Origin of the sequence: Paenibacillus turpanensis, from assembly GCF_011421635.1 — a bacterium.
Taxonomy (GTDB): Bacteria; Bacillota; Bacilli; order Paenibacillales; family YIM-B00363; genus Paenibacillus_AK; species Paenibacillus_AK turpanensis.
The window spans coordinates 45134-62349 of sequence record NZ_WTLI01000020.1; the positions used below are offsets into that span (position 1 = coordinate 45134).

At 50.2% G+C, this 17216-nt stretch carries 13 protein-coding genes; 10 read left to right on the plus strand and 3 right to left on the minus strand.

Annotated features, from left to right (window positions below; all coding sequences use genetic code 11):
• Positions 1-113: 113 nt before the first annotated feature.
• From GQS10_RS17725 to GQS10_RS17745, 5 genes are all read left to right on the plus strand, one after another.
• Positions 114-1670 carry a fumarate hydratase gene (locus tag GQS10_RS17725; RefSeq protein WP_166244646.1) on the plus strand — a complete coding sequence of 519 codons (1557 nt, stop codon included), beginning with the start codon at positions 114-116 and terminating at the stop codon, positions 1668-1670.
• Positions 1671-1692: 22 nt separating this feature from the next.
• Positions 1693-3477 carry a two-component system histidine kinase PnpS gene (gene pnpS / locus GQS10_RS17730; protein ID WP_166244648.1) on the plus strand — a complete coding sequence of 595 codons (1785 nt, stop codon included), beginning with the start codon at positions 1693-1695 and terminating at the stop codon, positions 3475-3477.
• 80 nt (positions 3478-3557) lie between these two features.
• Positions 3558-4265: a response regulator transcription factor gene (locus GQS10_RS17735; RefSeq protein WP_166244650.1), complete on the plus strand. Its 708-nt coding sequence runs from the start codon at positions 3558-3560 to the stop codon at positions 4263-4265.
• Positions 4266-4438: 173 nt separating this feature from the next.
• Positions 4439-4975 carry a sigma-70 family RNA polymerase sigma factor gene (locus GQS10_RS17740; protein ID WP_166244652.1) on the plus strand — a complete coding sequence of 179 codons (537 nt, stop codon included), beginning with the start codon at positions 4439-4441 and terminating at the stop codon, positions 4973-4975.
• Entirely contained in the window at positions 4968-6356 is a 1389-nt protein-coding gene (locus GQS10_RS17745; RefSeq protein ID WP_166244654.1) for a DUF4179 domain-containing protein, read from the plus strand. The genes GQS10_RS17740 and GQS10_RS17745 overlap by 8 nt, the downstream gene beginning before the upstream one ends.
• A gap of 46 nt (positions 6357-6402) precedes the next feature.
• Here GQS10_RS17745 and cydS read toward each other — a convergent pair whose 3' ends face one another.
• The 3 genes from cydS to GQS10_RS17755 are packed head-to-tail and all read right to left on the minus strand — an operon-like array spanning position 6403 to position 8905.
• A complete protein-coding gene (cydS, locus tag GQS10_RS23805; RefSeq protein ID WP_424991802.1) occupies positions 6403-6519 on the minus strand; it encodes a cytochrome bd oxidase small subunit CydS family protein in 117 nt (38 codons plus the stop codon).
• A gap of 7 nt (positions 6520-6526) precedes the next feature.
• Positions 6527-7555, minus strand: coding sequence for a cytochrome d ubiquinol oxidase subunit II (locus tag GQS10_RS17750; protein WP_166244656.1), 1029 nt, complete (start codon positions 7553-7555; stop codon positions 6527-6529).
• A 15-nt stretch (positions 7556-7570) separates the two neighbouring features.
• Positions 7571-8905, minus strand: a complete 1335-nt coding sequence (locus GQS10_RS17755; RefSeq protein WP_166244658.1) for a cytochrome ubiquinol oxidase subunit I — start codon at positions 8903-8905, stop codon at positions 7571-7573.
• A 349-nt stretch (positions 8906-9254) separates the two neighbouring features.
• Between GQS10_RS17755 and GQS10_RS17760 the strand changes: the two genes are divergently transcribed.
• The 5 genes from GQS10_RS17760 to GQS10_RS17780 all read left to right on the plus strand — a co-directional run bounded on the left by GQS10_RS17760 (position 9255) and on the right by GQS10_RS17780 (position 16879).
• Complete coding sequence (locus GQS10_RS17760; protein WP_166244660.1) at positions 9255-11594, plus strand: helix-turn-helix domain-containing protein; 2340 nt, start codon at positions 9255-9257, stop codon at positions 11592-11594.
• Positions 11591-13192, plus strand: coding sequence for an extracellular solute-binding protein (locus tag GQS10_RS17765; RefSeq protein WP_243735244.1), 1602 nt, complete (start codon positions 11591-11593; stop codon positions 13190-13192). The genes GQS10_RS17760 and GQS10_RS17765 overlap by 4 nt, the downstream gene beginning before the upstream one ends.
• A 207-nt stretch (positions 13193-13399) precedes the next feature.
• On the plus strand, positions 13400-14365 hold the full coding sequence (locus tag GQS10_RS17770; RefSeq protein ID WP_166244662.1) for an ABC transporter permease: 966 nt from the start codon (positions 13400-13402) through the stop codon (positions 14363-14365).
• Positions 14366-14421: 56 nt separating this feature from the next.
• Positions 14422-15294, plus strand: a complete 873-nt coding sequence (locus GQS10_RS17775; protein ID WP_166244664.1) for a carbohydrate ABC transporter permease — start codon at positions 14422-14424, stop codon at positions 15292-15294.
• Positions 15295-15367: 73 nt separating this feature from the next.
• Positions 15368-16879: an extracellular solute-binding protein gene (locus GQS10_RS17780; protein WP_166244666.1), complete on the plus strand. Its 1512-nt coding sequence runs from the start codon at positions 15368-15370 to the stop codon at positions 16877-16879.
• Positions 16880-17216 lie beyond the last annotated feature (337 nt).

Sequence of the window (17216 nt, forward strand, 5' to 3'; positions counted from 1 at the left end):
TTGGGTTGAGCAAATATTCATGAGATTGTCATCTCAATATGATATTATAGATATTGGCTATTATAAAGTTTATTTTTTCTATTATAAAATGCAAATAGCAGGAGGCTTTTTTCATGAACCGGTTTGAACAAAGCATGTATGATTTGATTGTCGAGACTTCAACAAATCTGCCGGCAGACGTTCGCAAAGCGATCCAGCGGGCTCAGGAGCTTGAAGACAAAGGAACTCGTTCCGCACTTTCCTTATCTACGATTGCTAATAATATTACGATGGCGGAATGCAATGTGTCTCCGATCTGTCAGGATACGGGGATGCCGACCTTTATCGTTCATACGCCGGTAGGCGCGAACCAAATCGAAATGAAAAAAGCGATCCGTAATGCGGTGGCGCGGGCGACGAAAGACGGCAAGCTGCGCACCAATTCCGTAGACTCCTTGACTGGAGAAAATACAGGGGACAACCTGGGACCGGGAACGCCGGTTATTCATTTTGAACAGTGGGAAAAGGATGATATTGACGTTCGCCTGATTTTGAAGGGCGGCGGCTGTGAAAATAAAAATATTCAATACAGCCTTCCGATGGAGCTGGATGGACTCGGTAAAGCGGGCCGCGATTTGGACGGCATCCGCAAATGCATCATGCATGCGGTTTATCAGGCGCAGGGACAAGGCTGCAGCGCCGGCTTCATCGGCGTGGGAATCGGCGGCGACCGCACGAGCGGTTATGAGCTGGCGAAGCATCAGCTGTTCCGTGAAGCGGATGATGTAAATCCGAATGAGGATCTGCGCAAGCTCGAGGAATACGTGATGGACAATGCAAATAAGCTTGGCATTGGCACGATGGGCTTCGGCGGCCAAGTGACGCTGCTGGGCTGCAAAATTGGCGTAGCCAACCGTTTGCCGGCAAGCTTCTTCGTATCCGTTGCTTACAACTGCTGGGCGTTCCGCCGCATGGGTGTCGTTGTGAGCCCGCAGGATGGCTCCATTAAAGAGTGGGCTTATCCGCGCGGCACCGAGCTTCCTATGGAAGCGGCGCAGGCTTCTGAAGCGCCTGTGGCTGGGGAACAGGACGAGTCTGCGAAGCGCCGCGAAGTCGTGCTTACGACACCGATCAGCGAGGAGCAAATTCGTTCGCTGCGCGTTGGAGATGTTGTTATTATTAACGGCGAAATCCACACCGGCCGCGACGCGCTTCATCATTACTTAATGGATCATGACTCTCCGGTCGATCTGAACGGTGCGGTGCTCTATCACTGCGGACCGGTAATGCTGAAGGATGAGGAAGGCAACTACCACGTGAAGGCGGCAGGGCCGACTACCTCGATCCGCGAGGAGCCTTATCAGGCCGACGTTATTAAAAAATTCGGCATCCGCGCCGTAGTCGGTAAAGGCGGTATGGGTCCGAAAACGCTGGCCGGCTTGAAGGAGCATGGCGCTGTGTATTTGAACGCGATCGGCGGCGCGGCGCAATACTATGCGGAAACGATCAAAAACGTAAACGGTGTTCATTTCTTGAAGGAATTCGGTATTCCGGAAGCGATGTGGCATCTGCAGGCGGAGGGCTTCGCCGCGATCGTTACGATGGACTCGCACGGCAATAGTCTTCATGCGGACGTAGAGAAGGAATCACGCGAAAAGCTGGCGGCATTTAAAGAGCCCGTATTCAAATAGGCTTGATTGAGGTGACGTCTGCGTGCTGAAGTTTCGAGTCCGGTTGACCCTTATTTTTATAACGATCATCGGCTTATCGGTTACCGCGGCCGGCATCTTTATGATGTCGGTGCTGAAGGAATCCCACCTTACTGAAATGCGCGAAGGAATGTTTCGGCAGCTGAACATTATTTCAGCGACGGTGGAATGGAAATCAAGCGGATCGGATGATGAAATTGTTGAATATTTTGAAACGGAAGCACTGCGGATTAAGCAGTTTGCCGAAGCACGAGTTACGTTTATCAGAGCGGACGGACTCGTGCTTGGCGACTCGGATGAGGAAGCCGAGGCTATGGATGATCATTTGTCCCGTGTAGAAATTCAGCAGGCCAAGGAACATGGCAGCGGCACATCTGTTCGGTTTAGCAACACGGTCAAGCATAATATGCTGTATGTGGCAAGGCCCGTCATTGAAGGCGGACAAATTGTCGGGTACATACGGCTCGCCGTCGGGCTGCAGGACGTAGAGCAGGCCACTTGGCGGCTGTGGTCCTACCTGCTAAGCGGCTTAATCATCGTATTTTTATTCAGCGGGTTGATCAGTTACCGTATTGCGCAGGGGTTGACCCGGCCGCTGGAGCGTATGACGAAGGTTGCGCAGCAAATTTCCCGCATGAATTACCGTGCGAGAGTGAAGGTGCGAAGCAAGGATGAGATTGGCCAGCTCGGGAATGCCATTAACTTAATGGCGGATTCGCTGCAGTTTCAGGTGAACCGGATTCAAGAAGACGAGAGCCGGATGAAAAGCGTGCTGGATAATATGATCAGCGGCGTTTTGATGATTGACCGGTTAGGCCACTTTGTGCTTCTTAACCGCTCAGCGGAAGAACTGATCGGGTTCACGAGCCAAGAGCTGCTGGGCAAAAAATACGATGAAGCAAAGCAGCAGTTTGAATTAACGCGTATGATCGAGGACTGCTTTGAACGGCGCGAGCCGATTCGCGACGAAATTGTTTTTTATTTTCCGGAGGAGCGGACGCTGGATATTAACCTGGCGCCGATGACCGATGGGTTTGGCGATTGGCATGGCGTCGTCATCGTGCTGCACGACATCACGGCAATACGCCGTCTGGAGCGGATTCGCAGCGAGTTTGTGGCTAACGTTTCCCACGAGCTGAAAACGCCGATTGCAGCGGTTAAAGGCTTTGCAGAAACGCTGCTGGCCGGGGCTGTCAACGATTTAGAAACGGCGAAATCGTTTTTACAGATCATTTTTGATGAGTCAGAGCGCCTGAACCGGTTGATCGGCGATATTTTGGAGCTTTCCAAAATCGAGTCGAAACGAATTCCGCTGCAGTTTTCACCGGTTCATTTGTCCGGCTTCACCGATAAAATCGTGCATATGATGCAGGCCGAGGCGACGAAGAAAAAAATCAATATTGAGTCGTACGTTCCTGAGGACTTGTATATTGAAGCGGATGAAGACCGGCTGCGGCAAATTTTTATCAACCTGCTTTCGAATGGTGTCAATTACACGCCGGAAGGCGGTACAGTAGGGATAAAGATGGAATCGGTCGGATCCGGCCGGGACGAGAAGGTTCGGATTATCATTTACGATACCGGCATCGGCATTCCGAAGAAGGATATCCCGCGGATCTTTGAGCGTTTCTACCGCGTGGATAAGGCGCGGTCGCGAAGCTCCGGGGGCACCGGTTTAGGACTTTCTATCGTTAAGCATCTCGTGGAGCTGCATAAAGCGACGATTCGTGTCGAAAGTGAAATCGGCATCGGTTCCCGTTTTATTATCGAAATGCCTGTTTTGCAGTGACGATCTGAGAAAATCGTGATATGATGGGATTGTCCACATACATGCAGAATAAGGCAAAAACTGTTAGGCGGGGGAAATCGATGCCTCACAAGATCCTAGTAATTGAAGATGAACCGACGTTATCCCGACTTTTATCCTATAATTTGTCGCAAGAAGGCTACGAAGTGAAGGTTGTCGAGCACGGTGGGGAAGGGCTGCAGGAAGCTCTTCAAGCAGTGTACGATTTAATCATTTTGGATATTATGCTTCCTGGGATGAACGGGTTTGAAGTACTGACGAAGCTGCGGCAGAAGGGAAACCGCACACCGGTTATTATTTTGACTGCACGCAACGCCGAGGATGAGGTTGTACAGGGATTGAAGCATGGCGCCGACGACTACATTACGAAGCCGTTTGGTGTAGCGGAGCTGCTTGCTCGGGTTTCAGCTGTACTGCGGCGAACCAGCACGGATACGGCGGAACCGGCAAAGCCGAGCGATGACAAAGTTATTACCATTGGCGAGCTGAACATTTATCCGGAGAAGTACGAGGTCGTTCTTGGCGGCGAAGTTATTCCGCTGCGGCCGAAGGAGTTTGAAGTTCTGCTTTATTTGGTTCAGCGGCCAGGGATGGTTATTACGCGGGATGACCTGATGAATGTAGTATGGGGCTTCGATTACATCGGAGGCCAGCGGACGGTTGACGTTCATGTCAGCTCGCTTCGCAAGAAACTGGAGATGAACCAGCAGACGGTACAGATCGATTCCATCCGCGGTGTCGGATACAAGCTGGTATTATCCAAGAAATAATATTGATTATACGTTAAAGCATATCTTAGCTGCCGATTGTTATGGCGCTGAGCATATGCTTCTTTTTTTTATGGAAAGCTGTTTCGCAAAAAAATTATGGGGCCTGTGAACAAATGGTCCATGTCGGCGCTCTAATACATAGAAACACAAAACAAACGCAAAGGAGACAGCAAATGCAAAGTGAAGAAAGCGGCCGGCTCGCGGCAGAAGCGGTCCGTGGCAGCCAGGAGGCGTTTGTACAGTTGATCAAGGCGTATGAAGGAACCCTTTATCAGGTTTCATATGCGATGCTTCGATCGGATTCGGACTGTGTGGATGCTGCCCAAGAGACGATTCTTGAAGCGTTCCGGTCGATTGGCCAGCTAAAGGAACCGAAATATTTTAAAACGTGGCTGATTCGGATCCTCATTCATCAGTGCAATCGAATTTTGAGGCGAAGATCAAAAATTGTTTCCATGGACTTTGTTGCAGAGCCTTCTTTCTCGATGAATGAGGAAGACAGGCTGGATCTACAAGCTGCCGTTCAAAGGCTGGAGGATGAGCTGCAAATCGTAATTACATTGTTTTATATGGAGGATCTATCGTACAGCGAAATCGCGGAAATGCTTGAGATTCCGGAGGGTACGGTGAAGTCAAGGCTGCATCGGGCAAAACTGAAGCTGGCGGCATGGATGGATCCATCATCAAAAGGGAGGTATGCACATGAATGAGAATCATTTAGAACGAGAGCTTGCGAGCTTGAAGGGACGTAAGACCAAAATACCGGTGCAATTTACCCAGGCCGTAGATGAAGTGCTGGCTGAAATTCAATCGGAAGGCTCGAATCAGAGCAATAACATAAAACTCCGAGCTACAAACGATAAAGGAACTCGGGTTAAGGGTTACTACAAGGGAATTGCTGCCGTCGGCGCTGCTCTAATCATTTTTGGATCCGGCTTCGTGTCGCCTGCAATGGCGGAGGTGTTAAAGCAGGTTCCTTTTGTGGGAAGTATATTTGAAAGATCCTCTGATCCCGTGATGCGTGATGTGATGGCGCAGGAGCTCGTGGATCAAGTGGCCAAAAGCGCTTCGGATCAAGGAATCACACTAACGATTCAGGATGCGTATTTTGATGAAGGAAGCTTGGCGCTTGGTTATACTCTGCAGGCCGCAGACGACCGCTTGATCGCTCCCTATTTTAAAGAAAATCAAGCTTCGCCAATGAATTTTCAGTTACGGATTAACGGACAGCAGCCCTCTTACATTGGGGATACAGAACAAAAGTCGGAGGGAAATGGGCTTTACTCGGGACTTCTCAAATTACAGGTTCAAACCGAAGAGCCGCTGCAGGCGCCGTATGAGGTTGAGTTTAAAGTAGATGAGATTTATGGGACGAAAGGAAATTGGAATTATCAGCTCTCTTTGGATAATAAGAACACAGAGCAAAAGAAAATTGTAGTAAAGCCGGGAGTTAAAGCAAAGCTGGACGGGTTTACATTAACGGTGGAAGAAGTGCAGTTTAACCCTGCTAACACCTTGATTCGGATCCGGAAAACCGGTCCGAAGGAAAATCTAAATGACGTTGCATTTATGGTCTACAACAAGGATGGAATCGCAATGAGCACCGGTGGATTTGGGGCGGAAATTTCCGATACGGAGAACGGCAGGGGCACAACTATCGACTCGGTTCAGCTGCCGCCGATGGAGAAGCAAAGCTTAACCGTAGAAGCGTTTGTTCGGAACGTTTATAACGAAAATGCGCCCGTCGATACACACAATATTTCGTTAACGGCTGGAAAGCTGCCCTATACGTTCGAGGTTGGCAAGATGCGGTACAAGCTTACCATTGACGAGGTAGAACGTTTACCGGACAGCACGAAGCTTTATTTTAAGCTCGACGGCCCTGCAGTGCTTCAGCTTCATGCTATGATGCTTCAAGACAGCAGAGGGGAAGTCATACAGGCGAAGCACTATATTCCGGAAAAAGCGGAGGATGGAAGGTTTGTGCATACGTATCCGGCTGTTCCTGATTCGGAGGCGCTCACTCTTGTTACCGAAGCGGAAAAGGAGTGGGAGCGTAATTCGACGATGATTCAAATTGATGTGAAATAGATGAGAAGAGGCTCGCCAATGGGAATTCATTGGTGTGCCTCTTTTTTTACTGCTCATCTAGTTTGCGTAAACTGCTTTTGGCCGACCAATAAAACAGAAATCCAACCGAAGCCGCCACGACCAAAGGCGGCGCGATAAAAATAAGAAAGCCTTGCATCGTCATCGCATCCTCATCCTTTCGTCGGATATTTCCCTTCCACATACTTCGCATCGAACAGGAAGAGCCTTAGGAGCAGAAGCATCGAAGGGATTAACAGCAGCAGGCCGGCGATAAATGCGGCAATGAGCCAGGAGGCCATCGTTGCATTCGTAAAGTGGTCGTGCACCGACAAATACGGATAAAGAAGGTAAGGCATATGCCCTGCCCCGTAGCCGAAGAAGGCTAGTGCGTACTGCAGCATAACGAGCAGGAAAGCGATTCCGTAGCGCTGCCTGCGATAAACAAGTACGGCTGCTCCGACAAAACAGAGGAACGAACCCACGAACATCCAGCCGTAATCAAGCATTCCTTGAAAGTGCGCCGGATTATGGCGGTTGATGGCAAGGAAAACGAAGAGACTGCATACGATTGTGGGCGAACTCCAGGCTAAGGCATAACCCCGCACCAGCTCCAAGGCACGGTAATCCTTCGCGCGGGAGCAATAGTAGGTGAGGAACATGGCCGAGATGTACAGAACACTCACCAAAGAAAGCAGCACAACCGCCCAGGAATAGGGACTTGTAAACAGCCTTTCATAGAGAAACGTTACCCTGCCGTCCTCAGCAACCTGAATATAGCCTCCTTCCGAAATCGTTAGAATCGTCGATAAGGAGGCCGGGATCAGCAGGCCGCTGGCACCGTACAGCAGCATATATCCTTTATGCTCGCGATTCCCGTAAGTGCTGAAAGCATAATAAGAGCCGCGAATGGCAAGCAGGATGACGGCAACGCTGCCGGGAATCAACAGCGCCGTTCCATAGTAGTAGGCAATGCTGGGGAAAAATCCGATGATCCCGACAACGAAAAACACAAGAAATACATTCGTAATTTCCCATACGGGGGAAAGGTAGCGTTCAATGATGTTGTGTACGATATGCTTCTTTCCGGTAAGCATACTATAGGAGCTGAAAAATCCGGCTCCAAAGTCGATCGAAGCGACAATGATATAACCGTAAAGAAACGTCCAGAGGACGGCGATTCCGACGAGCTCTAACGGCATTGCATAACCCCCTCCTTACAGTAAGCCTTTGGCGGCAAGCTCCTGTTCCGGTGTATTTTTGCGGAATAACCCTTGAAGCACCTTCATGCAGGTAAAGGCAAGCACGATATAAAGCAGGGTAAAGACGACGAGCATGGTATCTACCTGTCCCGAGGTCGTCGCTCCTTCCGCTGTCTTCATATAACCGAATAAGATCCATGGCTGGCGTCCGACCTCGGAAAAAATCCAGCCAAGCTCAATGGAAAGCATGGCAATCGGACCGCCCCATAAAATCATACGAAGCAGCAGGGGATGATGCGGATTCCAGCTGCGCAGCCGGATCGCCAGGACGTAAACGAATCCGATAAAGGTCATATAGATACCGCCAAGCACCATGAGGTCGAATAGATAGTGGCTGACGAGTGGAGGCCTTTCATCTGGAGGGAACTCATGTAAGCCGGTAACAGTGCTGTTCGGCGTGCCGTGAGCCAGAATGCTTAGCGCGTAAGGAATCGTCAGGCCGTATTTTACGGAGCCATCCTCCTGCAGAACCCCGCCAATGACTAAAGGGGCACCGCTCTCCGTTTCAAAATGCCATTCGGCCGCAGCCAGCTTATCCGGCCGGTACTCGGCCAAATATTTGCCGGATAAATCCCCAACGACAGCCGTGGCAATGGAGAACACGAAGCCGGCGATCACCGTTAGCCGCAACGCTTTTTTATGATAGACATGCGTCCGTCCCTTCAGCAGCGAGTAAGCGGCAATCGCAGCCAGTACAAAGGCCGAGGCTGCATAAGCGGATGCAAGCACATGCGCGATTTTGGTCGGAGCGGCTGGATTAAACATTGCTGCGATCGGGTCAATATCGGTTAGGACACCGTTCGGTCCGAGGGTAAAGCCCTGCGGTGAATTCATAAATCCGTTGACCATCGTAATAAACATCGCCGAAGCCGAGGAGCCGATCATCACCGGGACGAGCAGCAGCAGATGATATACCGGCTTGGAAAACCGATCCCAGGTATATAAGTATATACCTAGGAAAATCGCTTCGAAGAAAAAAGCGAAGGTTTCCATAAATAGCGGTAGCGCAATCGCCTGCCCGGCTACTCTCATAAAGGAGGGCCAAAGCAAGCTGAGCTGAAATCCGATGGCCGTTCCGGTGACGACACCGACCGCGACGGTAATCGTAAAGCCGCGTGCCCAGCGTCTAGCAAGCAGCGTGTAGTGAGGATCTTTGCGAATGATCCCCATCCATTCGGCAAGTGCAATGAGGATCGGGATGCCGACACCGATCGTTGCAAAAATAATATGAAAACCGAGTGTCAGCGAGGTTAGTAAACGGCTGTAGAGCACAGGATCATAAGCGTTCATGGCGGTCCCCTCCAAAACGATTAGTACAACCGGCGAATGAGAGCAAGCAGCATAAAAACAGCAACACCAATCAGCAGAGCAATAAGACGTTTTTCGTGTTTTTCGTGAGGGTTCATGTGCGTAGATCACCGCCCGTACCATTGTATTTAGATATAGTATACAACTTGTATGTGAAATAAATCACAAATATTGTGTGACAATGTGTTGAATGAGTAGGACCGCAGCTAATCATTAGCGCGGTCTTTTGTTTTGGAAATTATTTTTGTGAGAATTCCCCATCTGCCGGCTATTCAAGATATAATGATTTTATTCAATATGTGGAAAATGCTAGGTGCTTCGGAGGGATAGAATGCAAAGGTATTTGCTGCGGTTGTTGGCATTCAGCTTTATTCTTGGCGTGATTCCGGCAGTCATGATCGGGATCGTCTCCTATTCTATTGCGTCCCGGGATCTGGAGAGCAAAGTGAAAGAGAGCCACATGCAGTGGCTTACCCAAACGCAGATGCGTGTGGAGCAAATGCTCAAATCGATTGAAAGATCGGTGACGCAGGTTGCCAATTCCTCATTAGTAAATTCGGCGATGAACGCCTCCTATGATACGAGCGACTTCGAGCAGGTTCGTGCGCTCTCGTCTGAGCTTTACAATCTTCAATCGAGCGATGCCGTCATCACACAGGCGTACTTGGTGAATCTAGAGCAGGGCTGGTCGCTCGACTTGAACACACTGCGCCCGTTTGACCAGCTGGAAGAGAAGGAGCAGTTTCAGCAATACGCTCGTGAAACGCGCAGCATCCAGTGGATTCCGGCTGCGGCGGGGGAGCGCCATAAAGGGCCGCTTTTAATTGAAGATGCGACAGAAGTCTACGACGCGAAGGATACGTTGACACTTGTGGTAAAAATACCGATTTTACCGCAGACGAGCACGCCGAAGGGATTAGTGGTTGTAAAAATTGCCGCTTCCGATTTCCGCCAGGCATTGACGCCGGGCAATCTTGCGGATTCCAACTACATTATGGACCGTTCGGGCTCCAGCATCCTAACGGCAGCGGCAACGGCAGCAGATACCGATTACCGCTTGATGAATGAGGCCATTATGAAGCGGCTCGAAGCGGAGCAGGCGAAGCGGGAGGGACTGTTTAACACAAATACAGGGGATGATCAGGCAGCCGTGATCTATCGAACGTCCGACTATAACGGCTGGACTTATGTCTCCGTCATATCCATTGCGGAGATTACGAAGGAGACGCGCAAGATCGCTCAGCTGACGATAATTGTATGCGCTATCATTTTATTGTTGGCGTCGGCTTTTGCATTATATGGAAGCCGGAGAATGTATCGTCCGATCCAATCTCTGCTAGAGGTTGCCAAAGGGGTTGGTCGAAAGCATGAGGAGGAAACCGCTCCGCAGCGAAACGACGAGCTGGACTTCATTAAAGAGAGCATCGAGTCGCTCGCCGATTCCCGAAGCCGATTGCAGCAGCAGATGATCGGGCAGGCGGGACAGCTCAAGGAATTTTTTGTGCTGAAGCTATTTACAGGTCAGCTTACGGAAAACGATTATATTTTTCGCTCGGATTTATACCGCTTTCCTACCGGCTGGAAGCATCTCGGCGTGCTGGCGCTGCAAATTGATAACCTGCAGGATACGAAGTATGAGGAGCGGGACCGCGAGCTGCTGCTTTATGCAGTGAACAATATTGCGCAAGAGGTGCTGCCCTCGTCGTACCGGTTTACGCCGATTATTTTAAATCATTCCCAGGTATCGCTTGTGGCGACCGATGTAGAGCATCCTTCAGAGGTTAGAATATTGCTGTACGAAGCGGCCAAATCGATAAAAGAGCATGCGGAGCGTTATTTGAAATTGCGGGTGAGCATCGGAATAAGCAAGCCGTATAAAGCCTTAACCGACAGTGTCAAAGCGTATGGAGAAAGCTTGGCGGCTTTAAAAGCAAGGATCAGTCTAGGCTCGGATGTCATCATTCATTACGAGGACATAGAAAACCAGCCGGGTGAAGAAAAGTATGTGTATACCCACATAAAGGTGCTCGAGGAGCAGCTCGTGTATACGATCCGGGAAATGGAGCTCGGGAAGGCGGTTGAGCTTTTCGACCAATTTTTAAACGGGCTTCTCCATAAGGATGGTACGCTCCACGGGCATCAGATTCTGCTCATGCAGCTGGTGTCCCGTGTACTTTTTATTGTTCAGGAGCAAGGCATTTCCGTCAAAAGAGTGCTGAAGGACGATGGCGCGGTCGAAAGGCTGCTTCAGCTGCAGACACGTGAGGAAATCCGGCACTGGTTTGAGTCGAAGCTCCTTGCCCCCATCATTCAAGTGCTTTCGGAGAAGACGGAGCGCCAATATGTAAAAATTGCTGATAAGCTTATCGCAATGATTCAGGAGCGGTACGATCAAGAAATTACGCTGGAGCAGCTTGCGGAGGAGCTCAATTACCACCCGGTTTATGTGAGCCGCATTTTTAAGAAAGAAATCGGTACAACGTTCAGCGATTACCTATCCGATTATCGGATGCAGATGGCCAAGGTGATGCTCGAAACGACAGACATGAAAATTTCCGAAATCGGCGAGAAGCTGCAATACAAAAATATAAGCGCTTTCATCAGAGGGTTCCGGAAGCTGTATGATGTCACCCCAGGTCAGTACCGTGAAAGGCTAGGTGAAAAAGGATGAGGGCAGGAAAAAGGACGGGACGCTTGGAACGGCAAAGGGATGTAAACAGGTACGCACGCATGCAGCAAAATACGGATCAAGGGATTCGTCTCCACGGGGCAAAACGCGTTTCCTTTTTCATAGCTGCTGGTACGACGATTCTGGCTTTATTTACCGCTGCAGGATGTGCGGCACCCCAATCGAAACAAAATCACGGGGCGGTACAGGGGCGTCCAGTCATTTCCTTGGTTGTGAATCAAGTCGGCGAGACCCCCGCTAAAGACAATTTGCTGGAGCAAGCGATGGAAGAGTACACCCATACGGAGCTCCAGATTCAGTGGGTGCCTTTTTCTGCCTACGATGAGAAGCTGAAGGTGATGATCGCCTCCGGAGAGCTGCCAAAGCTGGTTAAACTGATCTATACATCCACGATCATTTCGACGCTGAAATCGGGACAATTTTGGGATATCGGCCCTTATCTTAAGGATTACAAAAACTTATCCGCTGTGGACACGCGATACTATGACAATATACGGGTAGGCGGTAAATTATATGGGGTACCGTTATACAGAGACCTCGGCCGCGCCTCGATTCATTACCGCAAGGATTGGTTTGATCGGCTTGGTTTACAGCTCCCTGTGACGATTGAGGATTGGTATACGGTCATTAAAGCACTAACTAAGGACGACCCTGACGGCAATGGCAAGGATGATACGTACGGCCTGATCTTGGAAAAACGTTATAACCAAGGGGTCAGCTCGACATTGACGCGGATCGTGGTGTCGCAGGGCGGGCCGAATACATGGCAGGTGACAGATGGAACGTTTACGCCGGACTTTATGACGGAGCTATTTTTTGAAGCGTTACAGCTGTTCCGAAGGCTTTACGAGGAGGGGCTCCTGAACCGGGATTTTGCCATTGCCGACGTTACCGAAACGTGGAAGCAGTACGAGCAGGGGCGGGCGGGGATTACGATTTCCGGCGGAAACGGGCAAAGCTGGCAGAATAAGTTGGAGCCAATCGTACCCGATGCAGTCATTGATGTTGCCCCTCTTGCAGGACCGGGTGGAATACGGCTTCCGGGAGAGCCGGGGAATGCCGGATTTCTCGCTATTCCTAAGGACACGGTACAAACGGAAGCGGAAATGCGCAGCATCCTCGCCTTTCTCGATAAGCTGCTGGAGCCGGAAATGCAAAACCTTCTTTCGAAAGGAATAGAACAAAGGCACTGGATTGACCGAGGGGAGTATGTGGAAATTGTCAGCAGGGAGCTCGACTCGCGTGAGGTGAAGCCGTACCGGGACACGCTCCCGTTTCTCGGAGAGACAAATCCTGCCCTGAAGCAAGCGCTCCAGCCGGAGCTGTTCCGTAAAAATCAGCTGATCGGAAAGCAAAACGAACGCTATATTGTTCCGAATCCGGCGCATACTCTGGAATCGGAGACTTACGCCGAAAGGGGCAAGGAGCTGGAGCAGCTCATTACAGATGCGGAAACGAAATTTATTATGGGTAAAATCGATGAGCTGGGTTGGAAAGCAGAAATTGAAAAGTGGAGAAAAGCCGGAGGCGACGCAATGATCCGCGAGTATGAGGAAGCGTACCGCAAGAAGATGAAGTAGGACGGAGTATACCGCAGACAGCGCGCATAATCATGCGAAAACCCTTGAGAAATCAAGGGTTTTTTGTTTGCTGCATATTCGGTTGCTTGGGAGCTATTGAAGTTGAAACGGGCACAAAACAACGAATTGGTTAAGCCGAAGGTATAGCCGGTCATGAAGGCTGTGCGGCATAATCTGGCGTAAGCAAGTGACTTGGAGGTGCCATTCATGAAAGCAGATGTGACGCTGCAGCCGGATGCTCCCCGCGGGCCAACGGCAAAACCAAGACGCGGGATCGTACCAAAAACATTATTGCGGGACAAGTGGCTTTACCTGATGCTGCTTCCTGGAATCGCCTACTTCTTCATATTCAAATACGTACCGATGTACGGTTTGACGATGGCCTTTCAGGATTATAAGCCGCACCTTGGGTTTTTCGGCAGTCCCTGGGTCGGATTGAAGCATTTTGAGCGCTTCTTTAGCGAGCCGTCGTTCGGCATGCTGTTTCGCAATACGCTGTTAATCGCGCTTTATAATTTGATCTTTTTCTTTCCGCTGCCGATCATTCTATCCCTGATGATGAATGAGCTGCGGCGTGAGAGGTTCAAGCGTTTCGTTCAAACGCTCGTTTATGTCCCCCACTTTGTGTCATGGGTCGTAGTCGTCGGCATTTTCTACATGCTGTTCACGACTGAGAACGGGATTGTTAATGAACTGATTTACGCCCTGACCGGGGAAAAAATCGCCTTTCTGCTTGAGCCGGAATGGTTCCGTACGATGATTGTATCGCAATCGATTTGGAAGGAAGTCGGCTGGGGGACGATCATCTTTTTGGCGGCGCTTTCAGGCGTAGATATGCAGCTGTATGAAGCGGCGCGCATTGACGGAGCCGGCCGCTGGCGGCAGCTATGGCATATTACGCTTCCGGCGATTCGAAGCACGATTATTATTTTGCTTATTCTCCGGCTTGGAGACTTCTTGGATTCCGGCTTTGAGCACATCTTCCTGATGATCACTCCGACGAACCGCGAGGTAGGCGAGGTGTTCGATACTTATGTATACACCAAAGGTTTGACGCAGGCGCAGTACAGCTATAGTGCGGCGGTCGGTATGTTTAAATCGGTGGTCGGCCTTGTGCTTGTGCTTGGCTCCAACTGGCTGGCCAAACGTTTCGGGCAGGAAGGCGTGTATTAATATGCGGGTGAAAGCGCTGATGAATTGCTTGGATAAAACAAGGAGGGACTTATCCGATGACATATGACAAAACGTGGGGCGGTCGTCTCTTCGACCTGTTTAATTACGGCTTCCTGCTGATATTCGCGATCGTGTGCATTTTGCCCTTTCTATATGTATTGGCGGTATCGTTTACTAGTCCGGCGGAGGTTGCGAAAGGGGGCATGATCCTATTCCCGAAGGAATTCTCGCTGGCCGCGTACCGTTACATTTTTTCGACCGATACACTGCTTCGCAGTCTGTTAGTTTCGGTGTACGTCACGGTGCTGGGAACGTTTATTAACCTGCTCATGACCTCGCTGATGGCGTATCCGTTGTCCAAAACTCACATCAAGGGAAGGCAATTTATTTTGCTCGCCGTGCTGTTTACGATGCTCTTCAGCGGCGGTTTAATTCCGACCTATTTTGTGGTTAAGGCGATGGGCCTGACGAACACCCTGTGGTCTCTCATGATTCCGGGGGCGATCAGTGCCTTTAATCTCATCGTGCTTAAAAACTTTTTTCAGCAAATTCCGGACGGCTTGGAGGACTCGGCGAAAATCGACGGCTGCAATGATCTTGGCGTTCTGTTCCGCATCGTGCTTCCGCTGTCCATGCCGGCCATAGCAACCTTTGCGCTATTCTACGCGGTTTCGCATTGGAACCAGTATTTTAATGCCGTCATGTACATTAACGACAATACCAAATGGCCGATTCAGGTGCTGCTGCGCGAAATCGTTATTTTGGCGCAAAGCCGCATTGGCGACGCCAGCATCGACGAAGCTGAGATTCAGCCCTTGACGATTCGTATGGCGGTTATTGTTTTCGCAACAGTTCCGATTTTGTTCGTGTATCCGTTCCTGCAAAAGCATTTTACCAAAGGCGTCCTGCTGGGTTCGGTAAAAGGGTGAGTAAGTCCGTTTTCTTGGATTGGCGGAGAAAGCGGGCTTTCCATAAACATTTCTAACGAAAAGGGGTAGAACGATGAAAACACATGCAGCGCTTTTGTTAGGTACAGTCCTGGTCACGTCCTCCATGCTTTCGGCATGCGGGGATACGGCTCCGGAGCAAGGTCAGCCGGCCGCGGCGCAGGTGGAGGATAATAAGCCTTTTCCGATTAAAATGGTTGTCAATCAGGTTGGGGAAATCCCGCCGGCGGATAATGAGCTGGAGAAGCAAATTGAAGCGTACACGAAGACAGAGCTGGATATTCAGCGGCTTCCGTCCTCCACGTACGATGAGAAAGTGAATGTGATGGTGGCTGCTGACGAGCTGCCGACCATTATCAAGCTGAATTATACTGCGCCTGTTATCGGGCAAATACAAGCGGGCTTATTTTGGGAGCTCGGCCCTTACCTCAAGGAATATAAGAACCTTGCCGCGCAAAACCAAGTGTTCTACGACAATTTGACGGTGGAAGGAAAGCTGTACGGGATCCCGCTTTACCGCGATTTGGGGCGTGCTGTCGTTCACTATCGCAAGGATTGGTTCGACGCTGCAGGGCTGTCCACTCCAAAATCACTGGATGACTGGTACAACATCTCCAAGACGCTGACCTTGGGCGACCCGGATAAAAACGGCAAGAACGACACCTACGGCCTACTGCTCGACAAAAAGTACAATCAAGGCGCAGCCTCGACCTTTACGAGAATTGCGGTATCGCAGGGCGCACCGAATATGTGGAAGGTGGAAAATGGGGAGTTTACACCGGACTTCATGACGGAGCCTTATTTCCAAACGATGCAGATGTTTAAGCGCATGTATGATGAAAAGCTGATTAACCAAGATTTTGCTGCGGTTGACGGTACGGAAATTTCGAAAATTTACGAATCCGGACGCGGAGGGATCCTGTTGTCCGGAGGCAATGCGCAGTCGCTGCAGGATAAGCTGATTAAAGTTGTGCCGACGGCTGTCGTGGATGTGGCGCCGCTGGAGGGCCCGAACGGAAGAAGACTTCCGGGCGAGCCGGGCAATGCCGGCTTCTGGGCAATCCCGAAGGCAACGGTGAAGACGGAGGCGGAGCTGAAGCGGGTAATGACGTTTATTGACCAGCTGATGGACCCGACGACGGCGACACTGCTCGTTAAGGGAGTAGAGGGCAAGCACTGGGCCGATAAAGGAGAGTTTACCGAGGTGCTCGATCGTGATGCCGACGCAAAGGAAGTAAAGCCATACCGCGATACGTTCCCGCACCGCGGCGAAAAGTACAATATTGCCAAGCCGGCAAAGCAGCCGGATTTATTCCGCAAAAACTCGAAAATCGGCGGAGAAAACGAGCAGTTTATCGTTCCGAATCCGGCGCATAACCTGTTGTCCAGCACGTACGCCGAACGCGGCAAGGAGCTGGAGCAGATCATTACGGACGCGCAGACGAAGTTTATTATGGGCAAGATCGACGAGGCCGGCTGGAAGGCGGAAATGGAGAAGTGGAAGAAAGCCGGCGGCGAGACCATGATGAAGGAATATAAGGAAGCGTACGCCAAGAGTAAAAAATAATATAGGAAAAGGATGGTCTAAGCAGCTGCTTGGGCCATTCTTTTTGGCGTTTTCTTCCATTTCCCAAAAAATTTCAACGTTAAATCGGAAGATTGTCCCCCTATAATCTAGCAAAAAGCTAACGTATAATGGAAATGTAAGTATTTTCAAATGGATTGGAGGTAGATAAAGCTTATTTTGTATTTAATGCAATTAATATTCAAAGAAGTGATTTTGAAAAGGAGGTGGTCTCCCGCATCCATGACTAGACCGCCCCGAGAATCGAAGCTTATGGAAATACTCCTCGACCCCATTGAATTCTCCTCAGATGTTTGATGCAGAAAAGCGATTTCGAAGC